We start from the raw sequence: 19507 nt of genomic DNA, 5'->3' as shown, positions 1-19507 counted from the left end.
TTATGGGAGAATTGAATTTTAGTGAATTATTATTTTTAACACGCTGTGGGGATATGAAAGCGCGTGATGCTCTTTATGATTATTTCTATCAGTTTATACGTTGTATGACAAAGAAATACCACTATCTTAATGATGGCCTTGAGGATGAGGATATTACGCAAGAAGCTATGCTTTGTTTTGATCATGCGCTTTATGCATATCGTGAAGATATGAAAACGAAGCTTTCGACCTATATTGGCCTATGTACAATTCGTTGCATTCAATCCGAAGTAAGAAGAAATAAGAAACTTAAAGAAGCGTGCGAATATGAAATATCACTTGATAGCCAGATTGCTTATACGAATAAGAAGAAGTTTGAAGAAGTCATTGCTGACTCAAGGGCGACATATAAGCCAGATAGCGCATATAAAATTAATGAAATGCTTCTTGCTATTAATCGCTATGAAGAGCATCGAATGAATAATCTTGAAAAAGTAGTCTTCCAGCTCATTAAAGATGGCTATCGTAAAGATGAAATAAGCACAATCTTACAACTCGATAAAAAAGCTGTTTACAATATCGTTTATCGCTTGCTAGTTAAGTTGCGTCGGGCAGCTAGTGAGAAGTAGAAAGATGTGTATCTATCGAAAAAAATCAATTTGACTCAATGTATATATTGTGATAAATTAGAGTGGCATGAGAGGTGGCACGATGAGAGAAAAAGTAATTTTAGTATGTACTGAGTGTTTATCTCGTAATTATACTGTATATAAAAACAAGCGAACGAATGTAAAGCGTCTAGAACTCAATAAATATTGTAAACGTTGTGGCAAGCATACTTTGCATCGTGAATCGAAATAGGAGTATGATCTATGGATAAAGATGAAAAGCAAGCGCTAAAAGAAAAAAGAAAGCAGGAACGCAAGGAATTACGTAAGGCACGTAAAATTCAGCGTGAAAATGCTTTTGCAGAAACAATTGATGAAAATCCATTAAAATTCAAAGAATGGTTTTCACTAAAAGGTATTAGAGAAGAACTTAAGAATGTACACTGGCCTACAGGAAAAGAACTTGCCATTGATTCTGGTATTGTTCTGGTCTTTACATTTATTCTTGGTTTGTTCTTCTATGCAAGTGATGCTGTTATTGCATTAATTTTGAAAGCATTGGGGATGAATTAATATGGCAGATATGAATGATGAAGGCAGAATGTGGTATGTCGTTAATACTTATTCTGGACATGAAAATAAAGTAAAAGAAAACTTAGAAAAACGTATTGAATCAATGGGTTTGCAGGATCTTGTCTATAATATCCTCATTCCAACACACGTTGAAACGGAAATTAAAGATGGTAAAAAGATCAATAAAGAAACAACAATCTGGCCTGGTTATGTATTAGTTGAAATGGTTATGACTGATGAAGCTTGGTATGTTGTTAGAAATACACCTGGTGTTACAGGCTTTATTGGATCTTCAGGTGGTGGGGCAAAGCCATTCCCACTTGGCAAGCATGAAATTGATCCAATTTTAAAACAAATGGGCTTAGCTACAAACAAGGTTGAATTAGACTTTGGTGTAGGTGATGAAGTGAAAATCTTGTCTGGTCCTTTTGCTGGTAAGGTTGGTAAGGTTGATTCTATTGATGAAGATAAAGAGACAGGTGTTGTACTTGTCGAATTCCTTGGTAACTTGACACCAGTAGATACTGATTTAGTAGCTATGGAAAAGGTGAATTTATAAGAGATCGAATTGAGATCTCTTTTTTCTTTGATAGGTGCATGATTTTTTAAAAAATAGTGTTGCATTTAAGGAAAGGTTATTGTATAGTGAACTTCGGTACTTTAGGTGTACCAAAGACGTGGGAGGACATTGTCCTTTCTGACCACGGCGCGAACTAAATTTTTATAGGAGGCGAATCGCGTGAGTAAAAAAGTTGTAAGAATCATGAAGATTCAGTTCCCAGCTGGCGGAGCTAAACCAGGTCCAGCACTTGCAGGTGCAGGCATTCAGATGCCTAAGTTCTGTACTGCATTCAACGATCAGACTAGAGATCGTGCAGGCGAAACAGTACCAGTTGTTTTAACAGTTTATGAAGACAAGTCATTTGACTTCGTTACAAAAACAGCTCCTGCAGCAGAAATGATCAAGAAGGCATGTAACTTAAAGAAGGCAGCTTCTGACTCTAAACAGACAGTTGCTACTTTATCTGCAGATAAGTTAAGAGAAATCGCAGAATACAAGATGCCTGATCTTAACGCAAATGATATTGAAGCAGCAATGAGAATCGTTGCTGGTACAGCTCGTAACATGGGCGTTAAATGTGAAGGATTAGACGCTTAGTAATTTTGTGATGGATATGTTCCGTCATTATAGTGGGAGGTCAAACCGCTAAAACCACTTAGGAGGAAATGAGAAAATGGCAAAAAAAGGTAAGAAGTATTTAGAAGCTGCTAAATTAATCGAAAAAGGCAAGCTTTATAGCGCAGAAGAAGCAGTTGCTTTAGTAAAGAAGACTGCTACGACTAAATTTGATGAAGGTATTGATGTTGTATTCAATTTAAATCTTGATACACGTCATGCTGATCAGCAGTTACGTGGTGCCGTTGTATTACCACACGGTACTGGTAAATCAAAAACAGTTTGGGTATTAGCTGAAGGTGCTAAGGCTGAAGAAGCTAAAGCAGCTGGTGCTGATAACGTAGGTGCTGAAGAAGTATTAGATGCTATCAGCAAGGGTGAATTAAACTTTGATGTTTTAATTGCTACTCCTGACCAGATGGCTAAGTTAGGTCGTTATGGTAGAGTATTAGGTCCTAAGGGCTTAATGCCAAACCCAAAGACTGGTACAGTTACTATGGACGTTGCTAAGGCTGTAGAAGAATCTAAAGCTGGTAAGGTAAACTATAGAACTGACAAAGATGGTAACGTACACGTACCTATGGGACGTGCTTCATTCACTGATGAACAGTTATTAGAAAACTATAACACTATTCATGACTTAATCTTAAGAGTGAAACCATCTACTGCAAAGGGAACTTACATCCTTAATATCGCTATGAGCGCTACTATGGGCCCTGCAGTAAAAGTACAGGCTTAATTGCCTAATTAATTGATGCAATCAATATACCGCAGACAGTAACTGACGTATGTCTCAATTTGTTACCGAGGTAGTATTGTCAAACAAATGACAACACTTCCTCATTGTGGGAAGTGTTCTTTTATACACATTGCCGTATATTGTTGCAATAGATATTTTTATGGAGGTAGAACATGGCTAAGGAAGAAGTATTAGCACAGAAACAGGTCGTTATTGACGAAGTTACTGACAAGTTAAATAACGCTTCATCTGTCGTTGTCGCAGAATACCGTGGATTAACTGTTGCTGAAGCCACTGAACTTCGTAGAGCTTTAAGAGCTGAAGGCGTAGAATTCAAAATCTACAAGAACAAGCTTGTAAAGCGTGCAACAGAAGCTACTGGTAATGAGGGCTTAGACGAATACTTAACTGGTCCTAACGCATTAGCATTCGGTCACGAAGATGCTGTTGCTCCTGCTAGAGTATTAGCTAAATTCGCTAAAACACACAAGAATTTAGTAATCAAAGCAGGTATCGTAGAAGGTAAACTAGTTGGTACAGATGAAATTCAAGAATTATCTAAGTTACCAGACAGAAAAGGTATGTACTCAATGTTACTTGCATGCTTAAAAGACCCAATGGCAAAAGTTGCCAGAGTTATTAATGCAGTAGCAGAAGCACGTGAAGGTGCTGCCCCAGCAGCTGAAGAAGCTGCACCTGCAGCTGAATAAGGCTGCCAACAACAATTATTCGGAGGAAAAGAAAAATGGCAAAATTAACACATGATGAAATTTTAGCTTATTTAGAAGAAGCTACAATCTTAGAATTAAATGATTTAGTAAAAGCAATCGAAGAAAAATTCGACGTTACAGCTGCTGCTCCAGTTGCAGTTGCTGCTGCTGGTGATGCTGGCGAAGCTGCTGGTCCTAGCGAAGTAACAGTTACATTAACTGATGTTGGTGCATCAAAAGTTAAGGTTATCAAGGCTGTACGTGAAATCACTGGCTTAGGCTTAGTTGATGCTAAGGGCTTAGTTGACAAGGCTCCAGCTCCTATCAAGGAAAAGATCTCTCCAGAAGAAGCTGCTAAGATCAAAGAACAGTTAGAAGCTGCTGGTGCTTCTGTAGAAGTTAAATAATTTAACTCTGTAAAAGTACGAGGTCCTAGATTCTAGGACCTTTTTTCTACAATATGGCACACTATTTTGAAAATGATGAATCGGTTATTAGTGAACCAGCAACAATTACTTATGATTTTCAGGGTAAGCACTTGATATATACAACTGATCATGGTGTCTTTAGCCGCCAGCGATTAGACTTTGGCTCACGTGTCTTAATGGACAGTATTGATATTGGGAATGCTAAAAGCATGCTTGATGTTGGATGTGGCTATGGGACAATGGGGATTGCCTTAAAGAGTGTTCATGAAGATTTACAAGTACTGATGACTGATGTCAATAAACGTGCAATTTCACTTGCAAAAGAAAATATTAAGTGTAATAATCTAGAAGGAATAGATGTTATTGAAAGTGATGTATATGAAAATGTACATGATACATATGATTTAGTCATATCAAATCCACCTATTCGTGCAGGAAAAAAAGTTGTCTCTGCTATCATCTCAGGAAGCTATGATCATCTGAATAAGGGTGGTCGCTTAGTTATTGTGATTCAAAAGAAACAGGGAGCGCCTAGCGCCAAGAAACTCATGGAAGATATTTTTGGTAATGCAACAGTAATCAACAGAGAAAAAGGCTATTACATCTTACAATCTTATAAATAACACTGCCGACTATATATGAAAATAAATTCTTTTGAATTTAAGGTTGACACGAATAATGCTCTATGCTAGTATTTTAAAATGCCTACTCATATATAAAAGCAGTGTTTTTGTGCTGTTTTTGATATAGTTAGAGATCATCAAAGGAGTGAATCAGACTTGGAAAAGAAAGTACCACATTTAGAAAGTCGTATTAAACGACGCAATTATTCACGAATCACTGGAACACTAGATTTACCTAACCTAGTAGAAGTCCAGACAGACTCTTTTAAATGGTTCCAGGAAAAAGGAATCAAAGAAGTATTTGAAGATATTTACCCAATCAAGAACCATAATGAAACACTTTCATTAGAATTCGTTGATTGTTATTTTGACGAACCTAAATATGATGCTGATGAAGCTAAGGATCGTGACTCAATCTATGCTGCACCTCTTCGTGCGACATTGCGTTTAGTCAACAACCAGACAGGGGAAATCAAAGAAAATGAAGTCTTTATGGGAGACTTCCCTTTAATGACGGATTCTGGTACATTCGTCATCAATGGTGCTGAACGTGTTATTGTCTCACAGTTAGTACGTTCACCAGGTGCCTATTTCACAAATGGCACAGATAAAGTTGGTAAAACTGTATTCTCTGGACAGGTCATCCCTGCAAGAGGTACTTGGTTAGAATTCGAAAATGACTCAAAAGACGTCCTTAATGTTCGTATTGACCGTCAAAAGAAGATTCCAGGTACTGTTCTTTTACGTGCTCTTGGCTTAAGTGACAATGAAAGCATTGTTGATATTTTTGGTGAACATCCATTCTTGAAGAATACTTTCGAAAAAGACAGTACAACTGATACAAATAGCGCATTAACTGAAATCTACAATAAGTTAAGACCGGGTGAACCTGCTACATTAGAAGGTGCAAATAACTTATTATATATGCGTTTCTTTGATCCAAAGCGTTATGATTTAGCGAAAGCTGGTCGTTTTAAATTAAATAAGAAGCTCAATCTATTAGACCGTATCTTAAATAGATATTTAGCTGAAGATGTTATTGATGTAAATGGCAATCTTGTTATGCCAAAAGGTACTAAAATCACAAATGATAAGCTAGAAATCTTAAAGCCTGTATTTGAAGCTGGTGCACATATGCGTGATATCCAGACAAATGAAGCAATGGATTCTAATAGTCGTGTCCAAGTTCTTGATGTCTACCTTGATAGTGAACAAACAAGAAAAATGAGAGTCATTGGTACTGATTTATCATTGGATTGTAAATATATTACAATTTCTGACATGATTGCAGCATATTCTTATATGTTGAACTTAGTTGATATCTATGACTCAATTGACTTACAGTCAGATGACCGTGTGAACTTAATGAGCCGTTCAGGTTTATTAGATGATATCGATCACTTAGGAAACAGACGTGTACGTACAGTTGGTGAACTTGTTCAGAACCAGTTTAGAATTGGTTTATCGCGTATGGAAAGAGTTGTTCGTGAACGTATGTCACTTTCTGAAATCGAAAGTGTGACACCACAATCATTGACGAATATTCGTCCATTAACTGCGGCTATCAAAGAATTCTTTGCAAGCTCACAGCTTTCACAGTTCATGGATCAGATTAACCCATTAGCCGAACTGACAAATAAACGTCGTTTATCTGCCTTAGGTCCTGGTGGTTTATCACGTGACCGTGCTGGGTTCGAAGTTCGTGACGTACACCCATCTCACTATGGCCGTATTTGTCCAATCGAAACACCAGAAGGTCCTAACATTGGTTTGATCTCGACACTTGCATCTTATGCCCGTGTCAATGAATATGGCTTTATTGAAACACCATATCGTAAAGTCAATAATCGTGTTATTGATGAAAATGATATCCGCTATTTAGCAGCAGATGAAGAAAAGAATTATATCATTGCCCAGGCTAAAGTCAAATTTGACGAAGAAGGCAAGATTGCCCTTGATCAGGAAGTTATTGCCCGTCACTTTGGTGAAAACGTCATGGCAAGACCAGAAGATGTTGATTTCATTGACGTCTCTCCAAAGCAGATTGTCTCAGTCGCATCAGCATGTATCCCATTCCTTGAAAACGATGATGCTACTCGTGCCTTGATGGGTTGTAACATGCAGCGTCAGGCCGTACCGCTCTTAAATCCACATACACCATATGTTGGTACTGGTATGGAATATCAGGCCGCAAGAGATTCTGGGGCAGCTGTTGTTGCAAAAGAAGATGGTGTTGTTACATATGTTGATGGTAAAAAGATTGTCGTAGAAAATGAAAAAGGTCAGACAAGAAATTATCGTTTATTAAAATTCACGATTTCAAATGCCGGTACATGTATTAATCATCGTCCAATCGTTAAAGTTGGCGAACATGTGCTTAAGGGTGAAGTCTTAGCCGATGGTCCATCTATGGAACAGGGTGAACTTGCCTTAGGTCAGAATGTTCTTGTTGGTTTCATGACATGGAATGGTTATAACTATGAAGATGCCGTTATCATGAGTGAAAGACTTGTGAAGGAAGATGTCTATACTTCTATTCATATTGTTGAATATAGCATTGAATGTCGTGAAACAAAGCTTGGTCCTGAAGAAATCACAAGAGATATTCCAAACGTTGGTGAAGAAGCAAGAAGTAACTTGGACGAAAATGGTATTATCCGCATTGGTTCAGAAGTAAAAGAAGGCGATATTCTTGTTGGTAAGGTTACACCTAAAGGACAGGCAGAATTATCTGCTGAAGAAAAACTCCTTCTTGCCATCTTTGGTGAAAAGTCAAGAGAAGTTAAAGATAACTCATTAAGAGTTCCTCATGGTGGTGCTGGTATCGTTCATCGTGTCAAAGTCTTTGAACGTGCTAATGGCGATGAAATGCAGCCAGGCGTTAATCGTGTTATTAAAGTTTATATCATTCAGAAACGTAAGATTCATGAAGGTGACAAGATGTCCGGCCGTCATGGTAACAAGGGTGTCATTTCTAAAATCTTACCAATCGAAGATATGCCACACTTAGTTGATGGTACACCACTTGATATCATGCTGAACCCATTAGGGGTACCTTCACGTATGAATATCGGTCAGGTATTAGAATTACATTTAGGTTATGCCGCTAGAGAACTTGGTGGACAGTATTTCGCTACACCAGCCTTTGATGGTATTAATGCCCAGGATTTACAGGATATCTTAGCTGAAGCAGGTGTTGCACCTGATGGTAAGCAGACAGTAATTTCAGGTATGACTGGTGAACCATTTGATAATAAGGTTTCTGTTGGTGTTATGTACTTCATCAAGTTAGCCCACATGGTTGACGATAAGTTACATGCCCGTTCTGTAGGTCCATACTCACTTGTTACACAGCAGCCTCTTGGTGGTAAAGCACAAAATGGTGGTCAGCGTTTCGGTGAAATGGAAGTCTGGGCACTTGAAGCTTATGGTGCTGCTTATACATTAAGAGAAATGTTGACAGTTAAGTCTGATGATGTTGTAGGTCGTGTTAAGACTTATGAATCCATTGTCAAAGGCTTACCTTTACCAGAACCAGGTGTTCCTGAATCATTCCGTGTCTTAGTAAAAGAATTACAAGCATTATCATTGGATGTAGAATTACTTGATGAAGATGGTAATGAAGTACAGATGAGTAATATTGAAGATGAAGATCGTCGCTTCCCTCGTAGTTTCGATGAGAAAAAGCCAGTAGAAGCTACAAATGATGAAGAAAAGGAAGATAAAGAAGAAGATCATGATACTGATGATGCCTTCGATGACGATGAATCATTTGATGATACTGATGAAAACCTTGATTCAGAAGAATTCGATGATGAATCTTTTGAAGATGAAGGCGAGGAGGAAGAATAATGCAGAATAACTTTTCAGCAATCAGAATAGGTTTAGCCTCTCCCGATAAAATCCGTGAATGGTCACATGGTGAAGTTAAGAAGCCTGAGACTATTAACTATCGTTCACAAAAGCCTGAAAAAGACGGCTTATTCTGTGAAAGAATCTTTGGTCCTACAAAGGACTGGGAATGTGCCTGCGGTAAATATAAGAAAATTAGATATAAAGGCGTTGTCTGTGATCGTTGTGGCGTTGAAGTCACACGATCTTCAGTCCGTCGTGAAAGAATGGGGCATATTGAATTAGCTGCTCCAGTTGCTCATATCTGGTATTTAAAGGGTATTCCATCACGTATGGGATTAATCCTTGACATGCCTGCTAAACAGCTTGAAGAAATCATTTATTTCGTAAGCTTTGTTGTTACGGATAAGGGAACAACACCACTTGAATACAAACAGGTCTTATCAGAAAGAGATTATCGTGAATGTGTGGAAAAATTCGGTAATCAGTTTGAAGCCAAGATTGGTGCAGAAGCCATCAAGGTCTTATTACAGAAAGTAGATCTTGATAGCGAATATGAAGCAATTACAGAAGAATTAAAGACTGCCCAGGGTCAGAAACGTGCAAAGTTATTGAAACGTTTGGATGCTGTTGATGCATTCAGAGAATCTGGTAACCAGCCAGAATGGATGATCCTTGATGTTCTTCCAGTTATTCCACCTGATTTACGTCCAATGTTACAGCTTGATGGTGGCCGTTTCGCAACAAGTGACTTAAATGACTTATATCGTCGTGTTATTACACGTAATAATCGTTTGAAGAAGTTACTTGAACTTGGAACACCTAGCATCATCGTTCGTAACGAAAAACGTATGTTGCAGGAAGCTGTTGATGCCTTGATTGATAATGGCCGTCGTTCTAAGCCAATCACTGGTGCTGGTGGTAGAGCGCTTAAGTCATTATCCCATACTTTAAAAGGTAAGCAGGGTCGTTTCAGACAGAACTTGCTTGGTAAGCGTGTTGACTACTCAGGACGTTCTGTTATCGCTGTTGGTCCAACATTAAAGATGTACCAGTGCGGTATTCCAAGAGAAATGGCTGTCTCACTCTTTAAACCATTTGTCATTCATGGTTTAGTCAATCATGAACTTGCTACAAATATCAAAGCTGCGGAAAGAATGATTGACAAGGGTGATGATCGTATCTGGCCAGTTGTTGAAGAAGTGATCAAGGAACATCCAGTCCTTCTTAACCGTGCCCCAACATTACATAGACTTGGTATTCAGGCATTTGAACCAATCTTAGTTGAAGGTCGCGCTATTCGTCTTCACCCATTGATGTGTCCAGCCTTCAACGCTGACTTCGATGGTGACCAGATGGCCGTCCATGTACCATTAGGTGAAGAAGCTATCCAGGAAGCACGTCAGCTTATGCTTGGTAGTCATAACATCCTTGGTCCTAAGGATGGTAAACCAATCGTTGTACCTTCTCAGGACATGGTCTTAGGTAACTACTATCTGACAACTGAAACACCAGGTAAGATTGGTGAAGGTACTGTTTTCGCTGATGTTAATGAAGTCTTAATGGCTTATGATGCTAAGACAGTTCACTTACATACAAGATGTGCTATCCCAGGTTATGCTTTACATAACCAGACATTCACAGAAAAACAGAATAATTCTTACTTAATTACATCTGTTGGTAAGATTATCTTTAACTCAATTTTCGAAGGGGAATTCCCATTCGTTAATGATACAAGTGTAGAAAACTTAACAGCTACACCTGATAAGTACTTTGTACCATTTGGTACTGATATTAAGAAGCATATTGAAGAACAGCCTCCTATTCTTCCATTTGGTAAGAAGACATTGGAAAAGATTATCAATGAAGCTTATAAGAAATCTAATATGTCCATTGATGAAATCTCAACAATGTTGGATAAGATGAAGAACCAAGGTTACCACTTCTCAACAATTGCCGGTATTACAGTTTCAACTGCCGATATCCAGATTCCAGGTGGTAAATATGAAATCTTCAAGAAAGCTGATAAGCGAATTGATGATATCGTTGAGTTCTATCAGAAAGGTCTCTTTACTGAACATGAACGTTATGAAGCTGTTATCAAGACTTGGGAACGCGCTAAGGATGAAGTACAGGCCATCGTTAAGGATCAGTTCGAAGCTGATCGTACAAACCCTATCTTCATCATGTCTGACTCAGGTGCCCGTGGTAATATCTCTAACTTTACTCAGCTCGTAGGTATGCGTGGTTTGATGGCTAACCCTAATGGTGAAACAATCGAATTACCTATCAAGTCTGCCTTACGTGAAGGCTTAACAGCATCAGAATTCTTTATTTCAACACATGGTGCTCGTAAAGGTTCTACCGATACAGCCTTAAAGACAGCCGATTCAGGTTACTTGACAAGACGTCTTGTCGATGTTGCTCAGGAAGTCGTTATTACAGAAGAAGACTGTGGTACTGACCAGGGCTTCAAGATCAGAGAAATCAAGAATGCGAATGGTTCAGTAATCGTTCCATTATATGACCGTTTAGTTGGTCGTACATCACTTAAGGACATCATCAATGAAGAAACAGGAGAAATCGTTGTTCATGCCAATGAATTAATGGATGAATATACAGCTCAAGATGTCATTGATGCCGGTGTGACAGAAGTGGAAATCCGTTCCGTATTTGGCTGTCATGCCAAGAAAGGTCTTTGTGCCGCTTGTTATGGACGTAACTTAGCAACAGGTCAGCCAGTGGAAATTGGTGAAACTGTTGGTATCATGGCTGCACAGTCTATCGGTGAACCAGGTACTCAGTTAACAATGCGTACATTCCACATGGGTGGTGTCGCTGGTGGTGAAGATATCACTCAGGGTCTTCCACGTATTCAGGAATTATTTGAAGCACGTAATCCAAAGATGAAATCTATCATCTGTGAAATTGATGGTACTGTTACATCGATTACTGATAAAGAAGGCCGTGATGAAATCACAGTTACAAATGATATTGAATCACGTAGCTACCTTGCTCCTTACAACGCTAAGCTTGAAGTTGTTCAGGGACAGGAAGTCAAAGTTGGTGACAAGATTACTCAGGGTTCTATTGATCCTAAGGAATTATTGGAAGTTGCCGATGCTGAACATGTAGAAAACTACATCCTTCAGGAAGTACAGGGTGTCTACAGAATGCAGGGTATCGAAATTTCCGATAAGCATATCGCCATCATCGTTAAGCAGATGCTTAAACGCTTACGTGTCGTAGAAGGTGGCGATACAACTGCGCTTCCAGGCAATCACCTTACTAAGCAGCAGTTTACAGAACTTAATAGAGAAGTTTTAAAAGAAGGTAAGCATCCAGCTGTTGCTAGACCAATCTTACTTGGTATCACAAAAGCATCATTGGATACTGATTCTTGGTTATCTTCTGCTTCCTTCCAGGAAACAACACGTATCTTAACGGATGCATCTATTAAGGGTAAGGTTGATACATTAGAAGGCTTAAAAGAAAATGTCATTATTGGTCACTTATTACCAGCAGGTACTGGTTTACGTGGACCATTAAAGTCACCAGAAACAATCGCTCGTGAAAAAGAAGAAGCTGAAAGAATGGCTGAACTTGCAAGAAGTGAAGAAGCTGCTGAATCTTATGATCCAGAAAGCGTTGGTTTTGATGAACCAGAAGAATTTATTCGTCATAATAATGGCAATATTTAAAATAAAGGCAGACCTCAAATGAGGTCTGTTTTTTGTGTTTAAAGTCACTATTGCATTCTCTAAGGCGCTAAGATAAAATAATCACAAGAGGTTTGAGAAATGAAAGAGAAATTGAAGTATATTATTCCTGTTGTGATTATTGCTTTGATGGTTGAGGCAGCCATCATTTTTCATGACCAGGAAATCTTGTTCCCAGAAATTGCTGCGATTGCGATTGGGGCTTTAGTAAGCCCACAACTATCCTGGAAAACAAGTCGCATACGTATCTTAATAACCATCATGGTTGCAGCCATATGTGGAATGTTGATTGTAGCCTATGTGCACTTACCTGTTACCTATGAAATGGTTCTTGCCTATTTTATTGGGCAGATCTTGCTTCTATCAAGTGAAACGACATTTGCGCCCATGATATCGGCGATTGTCCTACCTGTCATGCTTCAGACAAGAAGCATCAATTATCTTATCAGTGCCTTTGTCTTTACAAGTCTCATTCTGATTGTTCATTACTTCTTTGAAAAGAAAGGTTTAGTTGAGGTTAAGCCTGTCGTCTTTTCCTCAATGTGGAATAAAGAGAAGATAACGATCATGCTAGCAAGAACACTTCTAGCCTTTATTGGCATTGTATTGGCTTTTCGTTTTGACTTTAAGTTTGCGGTTGCGCCACCATTACTTGTAGCTTTTACAGAATTTACGAATCCTCAAGGTAAAGTGCGTAAGAAACCCATGCAGGCGATTCTATTGATCTTTGTCTGTGCACTTGTGGCAAGCTATTCGCGTTACATGTTGGCGATGCAACTTAAGATGTCATTGATCATACCAGTTTGTGTAACAAGCATGTTTGTGATTTTTATGATTGTGACAACGAAGATGTATATCCCACCAGCTGGTGCAATTGGCATCTTAGCTTTCTTGATCCCTGAAGGTGCTGTTATTTATTATCCTTTACATGTCTTTGTTGGTATTGCGATGATGATGTTACTTGCCTTAGTATTCTTTAGAGAAGAAAAAATCTATGCTTATAAGAAGGAAGTGAAGGCTTGAAAGAGCCTTTTTTTCTTAAACAACAATACCGTGTGTTCATATTTTGTCCTTACACACATGACCGTGCGTCTCGTTTTCTAAAAATTACGATAAATTCAAAGAAAAAAGGTTGACTTGGAATATGAAAGTATGTATTATAACTGAGGTGCTCGAAAACGAGCATTATAAAAATGAAGAAATTTGAAACACCCGGAATTGTGTGTTTACAAGAAAGGAGAACATTAATGCCTACAATTAACCAGTTAGTAAGAAAAGGACGTAGCCAGAAAGTAAGAAAAGGTAAATCACCTGCTCTTAACAGAGGTTATAACTCTTTAGCTAAAAAAGCTACAAACTTAAATGCTCCACAGAAACGTGGTGTATGTACTCGTGTAGCTACAATGACACCTAAGAAACCAAACTCAGCTTTACGTAAATATGCCCGTGTTAGATTATCTAACGGCTTAGAAGTAACAGCTTATATCCCAGGTATCGGTCATAACTTACAGGAACACTCAGTTGTATTAATTCGTGGTGGTCGTGTAAAGGACTTACCAGGTGTACGTTACCACATCATCCGTGGTACTATGGACTGCGCTGGCGTGAAAGATCGTAAACAGGGTCGTTCACTTTACGGTGCTAAGAAACCTAAGAAATAAATCATTGAATATCTAAAGAAGGAGGAATAACCCATGTCAAGAAAAGGACGTATTGCAAAAAGAGACGTACTGCCAGATCCAATTTATAACGATAAGACAGTTACTAAATTAATCAATAACATCATGCTTGATGGTAAAAAAGGTGTTGCTCAGAACATCTTATATGATGCTTTCAAAGAAGTTGAAGCAAAGACAAATAAAGATGCGATGGAAGTTTTCAATGCAGCTTTAGAAAATATCATGCCTGTACTTGAATTAAAAGTAAGACGTGTTGGTGGTGCAAACTACCAGGTACCAGTTGAAGTTTCAGCTGAAAGAAGAAAGACTTTAGGCTTAAGATGGTTAACTCAGTATTCTCGTTTAAGAAACGAAAAGACTATGGTTGATCGTTTAGCTAATGAAATCATTGATGCTTCTAATGGCACAGGCGCTGCTGTTAAGAAGAAGGAAGATACACATAGAATGGCAGAAGCTAACAAGGCTTTTGCACATTTCCGTTGGTAATATAGTTTTATATATTATTAGAAAAGGAGAATATTATGGCACGTGAATTCCCATTAGAAAAAACACGTAACATTGGTATCATGGCTCACATTGATGCTGGTAAAACAACAACAACTGAGCGTGTACTATTCTATACTGGTCGTATTCATAAAATCGGTGAAACTCATGATGGTGCTTCACAGATGGACTGGATGGAACAGGAACAGGAACGTGGTATCACTATCACTTCAGCTGCCACTACAGCTCACTGGAAGGGATACCGCTTAAATATCATCGATACACCGGGCCACGTCGACTTCACTGTCGAAGTTGAACGTTCACTTCGTGTACTTGATGGTGCCGTTACTGTCTTAGACTCTAAAGCTGGTGTTGAACCACAGACTGAAACAGTTTGGAGACAGGCAACTACTTATGGTGTACCAAGAATCGTATTCTCAAATAAAATGGATGCGACTGGTGCAGACTTCATCATGTCATTAGAATCAATTGGAAAACGTTTAGGTGCTAATGCCGTAGCACTTCAGTTACCAATTGGTCAGGAAGATACTTTCGAAGGTGTTGTTGACTTATTAACAAGAAAAGCACTTTACTTTGAAGGTGTTGACGGTTATGACGTTGTTGAAAGAGAAGTACCTGCAGATATGGTTGATCAGGTTGAAGAATATAGAGAAAAACTGATCGAAGCTGCAGCTAACTATGATGATGACTTAATGATGATGGTACTTGAAGGTGAAGAACCTTCAATCGAACAGGTTAAGGCTGCTATCCGTAAGGGTACATTAGCTGTTGACTTATTCCCAGTTCTTTGCGGTTCTGCTTATAAGGACAAGGGTGTACAGCCAATGCTTGATGCTGTTATCGATTACTTACCAGCACCAACAGACATCCCTGCTATCGTAGGTACTGACGAAGAAGGTAATGAAGTTGATCGTCATGCAAGTGATGATGAACCATTCTCAGCATTAGCCTTCAAAGTTATGACTGACCCTTATGTTGGTAAGTTAACATTCTTCAGAGTTTACTCAGGTACTGCTACAAGCGGTTCTTATGTATTAAATTCTACAAAAGACAAGAGAGAACGTATGGGACGTATCTTACAGATGCATGCCAATACACGTAAGGAAATCGATATGGTTTATGCCGGCGATATCGCTGCTGCCGTTGGTTTCAAAAATACAACAACTGGTGACACTTTATGTGATGAAGATAACTTCGTTATCCTTGAAAACATGGAATTCCCAGAACCAGTTATCGAATTAGCAATTGAACCAAAGACTAAGTCAGATGCTGATAAGTTAGGTAACGCTTTAGCTAAATTAGCTGAAGAAGATCCAACATTCAGAACATCTACTAACCCTGAAACTGGTGATACTATTATCGCTGGTATGGGTGAATTACACCTTGATGTCATCGTTGACCGTCTTAAGAGAGAATTCCACGTTGAAGCCAACGTTGGTGCTCCACAGGTAGCTTATCGTGAAACAATCACTAAGGCTGCTGATTGTGAAGGTAAGTTCGTAAGACAGTCTGGTGGTCGTGGTCAGTATGGTCACGTTTGGATCAAGTTTGAACCAAATGATGGTAAAGGTTTCGAATTCGTTGACGCTGTTGTCGGTGGTGCCGTTCCTAGAGAATACATCGGTTCTGTACAGCAGGGTCTTGAAGATGCATTACAGAATGGTATGCTTGCCGGATATCCAATCTTAGATATCAAAGCAACATTATTCGATGGTTCTTACCATGATGTCGATTCATCAGAAGCTGCCTTCAAAGTTGCTGCTTCATTAGCATTAAAGAACGCTGCTAAGAAGTGTGATCCAGTTATCTTGGAACCAATCATGAAGGTTGAAGTTACTGCTCCATCTGAATACTTAGGTTCAGTAATGGGTGATATTTCTTCTCGTCGTGGTATGATTGATGGTCAGGAAGAAAGAGGTAACGCTGTTGTCGTTCAGGCATCTGTACCACTTTCAGAAATGTTCGGTTATGCAACAGACTTACGTTCATTCACACAGGGCCGTGGTAACTACACAATGCAGTTCGATAGATACGAACAGGTACCAAAGTCAATTAAAGAAGAAATCGTTAAAAAAGCTGGTAAGAGCAAAGATTAATTCATACTAAGTTGAATTATATTGCTTTTTCCAAATAAATCATTTATTATAGTTTTGTAAATTTTAAAGCACTAATTATAGGAGGAAAAGCTTAAAATGGCAAAAGAACATTTTAATCGTGACAAAGTTCACGTAAACGTTGGTACTATCGGTCACGTTGACCATGGTAAAACAACTTTAACAGCTGCAATCACTAAATACCTTTCTCAAAAAGGTTTAGCTAAATTCGAAGATTACAGCCAGATCGATGGTGCTCCTGAAGAACAGGAACGTGGTATCACAATCAACACTGCACACGTTGAATATGAAACTGAACATAGACACTATGCACACGTTGACTGTCCAGGCCATGCTGACTACATCAAGAACATGATCACTGGTGCAGCACAGATGGATGGTTCTATCTTAGTAGTAGCTGCTACTGATGGACCTATGCCACAGACAAGAGAACACATCTTACTTTCTCGTCAGGTTGGTGTTCCTTACATCATCGTATTCTTAAATAAATGCGATATGGTTGATGACGAAGAATTAATCGACTTAGTAGAAATGGAAGTTCGTGAATTATTAAATGAATACGAATTCCCAGGTGATGATACTCCAATCATCCGTGGTTCTGCATTAAAGGCACTTGAAGGTGACCCTGAATGGCAGGCTCCTATCCAGGAATTATTAGACACTATGGATACATATATTCCTGATCCAGTTCGTGAAAACGACAAGCCATTCTTAATGCCAGTTGAAGACGTATTCACAATCACTGGTCGTGGTACAGTTGCTACTGGTAGAGTAGAACGTGGTATGTGTAAATTAAATGACCCACTTGAAATCGTAGGTATCCATGAAACTCAGACTACAGTTGCTACTGGTCTTGAAATGTTTAGAAAGATGCTTGATTTCGCTGAAGCTGGTGACAACGTTGGTGTACTTTTAAGAGGTATCAACCGTGACCAGATCGAAAGAGGTCAGGTATTAGCTCAGCCTGGTTCAGTAACTCCACATAAGAAGTTCAAATCACAGGTTTATGTACTATCAAAGGATGAAGGTGGACGTCATACTCCATTCTTCGCTAACTATAGACCACAGTTCTATTTCAGAACTACTGACATCACTGGTATTATCACTTTACCAGAAGGTGTTGAAATGGTTATGCCTGGCGATAACGTTGAATTAGACGTTGAATTAATTCACCCAATCGCTATGGAAGCTGGTACTAAGTTCTCTATCCGTGAAGGTGGACGTACTGTAGGTGCTGGTAACGTTTCTGAAATCATTGAATAATTTCGAAACTTTGGAAGATACTTCGGTATCTTCCTTTTTTGCATATATCGATGATTGCAAGGTTGCATCATGTAGGGTAAAATAAGCGTATGAGGTGAACTATGGGCAAATTATTATTTTTTGATATAGATGGAACGCTTATTGATGTGAAGCTTGATATTCGTTCAATCACTGATGAAACCAAGAAGAGTCTAGATGAACTTAAGGAAAATGGACATGATGTCTTTTTAGCGACAGGACGCTGCAAATGCTTTATTGTGCCGGGCGTATTCTCCTATCCTTTTAGCGGCTATGTGACTTGTAATGGGGCTTATGTCGAATATAAGAATCAGTGTCTCTATAAGGCTGTTGTACCAGCTGAAGCAATTAAAGCTACTCAGGCAATAAGTGATCAACTGAACTTTAATTATTATTTTGAAAGCAATGATTATATTTATATTCGTGATAAGAAAGATCCTAAACATATTGCTTTTGCGAAACAATGGGGAATGCGTGATGAAGTCTGTGTTGATGAATTTGATCCTGAAGCAATTGAAAGCTATATTGGGATGATTGTTGTAAATGATAAGAAGGATATTCCCGCAATGGTAGAAGCACTTTCTCCTTACTTTGAAATTCAGCGACATCAGTCTGATTATTCATTTGATCTCACCTTGCGAGGAGAGTCAAAGGCTGTTGGTATTAACCATCTTGTTGAGGCAATGGGCAAGGATATAAAGGATACAATTGCTTTTGGCGATGGTCGAAATGATATAGAAATGCTTGAAGAAGTAGGGATTGGTGTAGCTATGGGCAATGCCTGCCAGGAAGCTAAGTCGGTTGCTGATTATATAACTGATACGATTGACAATGATGGTATCAGTAAAGCGTTGATGAATTTTGATTTAATTGATTATCGTAAATTATAGCTCTAATATTATATTCTCCCTATGACTATAAGCTAAGCGAAAACAATATTGAAATCGCTTAACATAAATGGTAAAATATAAAGCGGAAATACAAGATAAAGGAGAATGAAAATGGACGAACAGGAACAGACAATCATTAACTTAATTGTGAACGCAGGATCAGCAAGAAGCTCTGCAATCGAAGCAATTCAGTATGCTAAGGCTGGGGATTTAGAAAAGGCAGAAGAATCAATTAATGCTGCTAAGGAATCAGTAAATGAAGCTCATCATGCTCAGACTGAAATGATTCAGGCTGAAATCAGAGGCGAAAAGACTCCATTGAACTTATTAATGGTACATGCACAGGATCACTTAATGTGTGCATTAGTTGTCATTGATTTAGCACAGGAATTCGTAGCTATCTGGCAGAAAATTTACGAAAAATAAAACACGGTAGAAGAAGGGATATCAAAGGATATCTCTTTTTTTATAAAGTTCCCGACAGAAAACCCACGTGCCCTTGGGCCGTGGGATGAATGGCGGTTAGGGATATAATATGCATACAGGAAATCCTGTTTCCGAGTCTTTAGAAAGGAGAAAACCGTATGCATCTTACCGTAAAACAACAAGTAAAGCATCTTTCAAAGGAAGA

Annotated in this window: 18 protein-coding genes and 1 other annotated feature; all 18 genes read left to right on the top strand. The window is 38.7% G+C overall.

The window, feature by feature from the left end:
• Positions 1–2 precede the first annotated feature (2 nt).
• The 18 genes from T529_RS0104275 to T529_RS0104195 all read left to right on the top strand — a co-directional run bounded on the left by T529_RS0104275 (position 3) and on the right by T529_RS0104195 (position 19302).
• Positions 3–608 carry a sigma-70 family RNA polymerase sigma factor gene (locus T529_RS0104275; RefSeq protein ID WP_033162386.1) on the top strand — a complete coding sequence of 202 codons (606 nt, stop codon included), beginning with the start codon at positions 3–5 and terminating at the stop codon, positions 606–608.
• Positions 609–690: 82 nt separating this feature from the next.
• Positions 691–840 (top strand): 50S ribosomal protein L33, encoded by a 150-nt coding sequence (rpmG, locus tag T529_RS12750; protein ID WP_074732215.1) that lies wholly within the window; start codon positions 691–693, stop codon positions 838–840.
• 11 nt (positions 841–851) lie between these two features.
• Entirely contained in the window at positions 852–1160 is a 309-nt protein-coding gene (gene secE / locus T529_RS0104270; protein WP_081823058.1) for a preprotein translocase subunit SecE, read from the top strand.
• 1 nt (position 1161) lies between these two features.
• On the top strand, positions 1162–1719 hold the full coding sequence (gene nusG, locus T529_RS0104265; protein ID WP_033162385.1) for a transcription termination/antitermination protein NusG: 558 nt from the start codon (positions 1162–1164) through the stop codon (positions 1717–1719).
• A gap of 180 nt (positions 1720–1899) precedes the next feature.
• Positions 1900–2319 (top strand): 50S ribosomal protein L11, encoded by a 420-nt coding sequence (gene rplK, locus T529_RS0104260; RefSeq protein ID WP_033162384.1) that lies wholly within the window; start codon positions 1900–1902, stop codon positions 2317–2319.
• 76 nt (positions 2320–2395) lie between these two features.
• Positions 2396–3076, top strand: coding sequence for a 50S ribosomal protein L1 (rplA, locus tag T529_RS0104255; RefSeq protein ID WP_033162383.1), 681 nt, complete (start codon positions 2396–2398; stop codon positions 3074–3076).
• An 11-nt stretch (positions 3077–3087) separates the two neighbouring features.
• Positions 3088–3207 (top strand) — a sequence feature (ribosomal protein L10 leader region).
• 42 nt (positions 3208–3249) lie between these two features.
• Complete coding sequence (gene rplJ, locus T529_RS0104250; RefSeq protein WP_033162382.1) at positions 3250–3786, top strand: 50S ribosomal protein L10; 537 nt, start codon at positions 3250–3252, stop codon at positions 3784–3786.
• Positions 3787–3821: 35 nt separating this feature from the next.
• Complete coding sequence (gene rplL, locus T529_RS0104245; protein ID WP_033162381.1) at positions 3822–4193, top strand: 50S ribosomal protein L7/L12; 372 nt, start codon at positions 3822–3824, stop codon at positions 4191–4193.
• Between the two features lie 53 nt (positions 4194–4246).
• Positions 4247–4837, top strand: coding sequence for a class I SAM-dependent methyltransferase (locus tag T529_RS0104240; protein ID WP_033162380.1), 591 nt, complete (start codon positions 4247–4249; stop codon positions 4835–4837).
• Between the two features lie 156 nt (positions 4838–4993).
• The gene (rpoB, locus tag T529_RS0104235) at positions 4994–8689 is read left to right on the top strand and encodes a DNA-directed RNA polymerase subunit beta (RefSeq protein WP_033162379.1); all 3696 of its coding nucleotides are present in this window, start codon (positions 4994–4996) and stop codon (positions 8687–8689) included.
• On the top strand, positions 8689–12390 hold the full coding sequence (gene rpoC, locus T529_RS0104230) for a DNA-directed RNA polymerase subunit beta' (RefSeq protein WP_033162378.1): 3702 nt from the start codon (positions 8689–8691) through the stop codon (positions 12388–12390). Before rpoB ends, rpoC begins: the two co-directional genes overlap by 1 nt.
• A 99-nt stretch (positions 12391–12489) precedes the next feature.
• A complete protein-coding gene (locus tag T529_RS0104225; RefSeq protein ID WP_033162377.1) occupies positions 12490–13431 on the top strand; it encodes a hypothetical protein in 942 nt (313 codons plus the stop codon).
• Between the two features lie 224 nt (positions 13432–13655).
• Positions 13656–14069, top strand: a complete 414-nt coding sequence (gene rpsL / locus T529_RS0104220; RefSeq protein WP_033162376.1) for a 30S ribosomal protein S12 — start codon at positions 13656–13658, stop codon at positions 14067–14069.
• A 33-nt stretch (positions 14070–14102) separates the two neighbouring features.
• On the top strand, positions 14103–14573 hold the full coding sequence (gene rpsG / locus T529_RS0104215; RefSeq protein WP_033162375.1) for a 30S ribosomal protein S7: 471 nt from the start codon (positions 14103–14105) through the stop codon (positions 14571–14573).
• A gap of 35 nt (positions 14574–14608) precedes the next feature.
• The gene (gene fusA / locus T529_RS0104210; protein ID WP_033162374.1) at positions 14609–16687 is read left to right on the top strand and encodes an elongation factor G; all 2079 of its coding nucleotides are present in this window, start codon (positions 14609–14611) and stop codon (positions 16685–16687) included.
• Positions 16688–16783: 96 nt separating this feature from the next.
• Entirely contained in the window at positions 16784–17968 is a 1185-nt protein-coding gene (gene tuf, locus T529_RS0104205) for an elongation factor Tu (protein ID WP_033162373.1), read from the top strand.
• Positions 17969–18069: 101 nt separating this feature from the next.
• On the top strand, positions 18070–18876 hold the full coding sequence (locus T529_RS0104200) for a Cof-type HAD-IIB family hydrolase (RefSeq protein ID WP_033162372.1): 807 nt from the start codon (positions 18070–18072) through the stop codon (positions 18874–18876).
• A gap of 111 nt (positions 18877–18987) precedes the next feature.
• Entirely contained in the window at positions 18988–19302 is a 315-nt protein-coding gene (locus T529_RS0104195; RefSeq protein ID WP_033162371.1) for a PTS lactose/cellobiose transporter subunit IIA, read from the top strand.
• The last annotated feature ends 205 nt before the right edge of the window (positions 19303–19507 follow it).

Source organism: Sharpea azabuensis DSM 18934, from assembly GCF_000702165.1.
GTDB classification, from domain to species: Bacteria; Bacillota_I; Bacilli_A; order Erysipelotrichales; family Coprobacillaceae; genus Sharpea; species Sharpea azabuensis.
Note: the sequence above shows the minus strand (reverse complement) of the source record. Positions and strands in the feature narration are given on the sequence as shown.

Coding starts and splice junctions, on each gene's coding strand:
- rpsG (WP_033162375.1), top strand. CDS start 14,103: ATGTCAAGAAAAGGACGTATTGCAAAAAGAGACGTACTGCCAGATCCA.
- secE (WP_081823058.1), top strand. CDS start 852: ATGGATAAAGATGAAAAGCAAGCGCTAAAAGAAAAAAGAAAGCAGGAA.
- rpoC (WP_033162378.1), top strand. CDS start 8,689: ATGCAGAATAACTTTTCAGCAATCAGAATAGGTTTAGCCTCTCCCGAT.
- rpsL (WP_033162376.1), top strand. CDS start 13,656: ATGCCTACAATTAACCAGTTAGTAAGAAAAGGACGTAGCCAGAAAGTA.
- rpmG (WP_074732215.1), top strand. CDS start 691: ATGAGAGAAAAAGTAATTTTAGTATGTACTGAGTGTTTATCTCGTAAT.
- T529_RS0104225 (WP_033162377.1), top strand. CDS start 12,490: ATGAAAGAGAAATTGAAGTATATTATTCCTGTTGTGATTATTGCTTTG.
- rplL (WP_033162381.1), top strand. CDS start 3,822: ATGGCAAAATTAACACATGATGAAATTTTAGCTTATTTAGAAGAAGCT.
- T529_RS0104200 (WP_033162372.1), top strand. CDS start 18,070: ATGGGCAAATTATTATTTTTTGATATAGATGGAACGCTTATTGATGTG.
- T529_RS0104240 (WP_033162380.1), top strand. CDS start 4,247: ATGGCACACTATTTTGAAAATGATGAATCGGTTATTAGTGAACCAGCA.
- T529_RS0104275 (WP_033162386.1), top strand. CDS start 3: ATGGGAGAATTGAATTTTAGTGAATTATTATTTTTAACACGCTGTGGG.
- nusG (WP_033162385.1), top strand. CDS start 1,162: ATGGCAGATATGAATGATGAAGGCAGAATGTGGTATGTCGTTAATACT.
- T529_RS0104195 (WP_033162371.1), top strand. CDS start 18,988: ATGGACGAACAGGAACAGACAATCATTAACTTAATTGTGAACGCAGGA.
- rplJ (WP_033162382.1), top strand. CDS start 3,250: ATGGCTAAGGAAGAAGTATTAGCACAGAAACAGGTCGTTATTGACGAA.
- tuf (WP_033162373.1), top strand. CDS start 16,784: ATGGCAAAAGAACATTTTAATCGTGACAAAGTTCACGTAAACGTTGGT.
- fusA (WP_033162374.1), top strand. CDS start 14,609: ATGGCACGTGAATTCCCATTAGAAAAAACACGTAACATTGGTATCATG.
- rplA (WP_033162383.1), top strand. CDS start 2,396: ATGGCAAAAAAAGGTAAGAAGTATTTAGAAGCTGCTAAATTAATCGAA.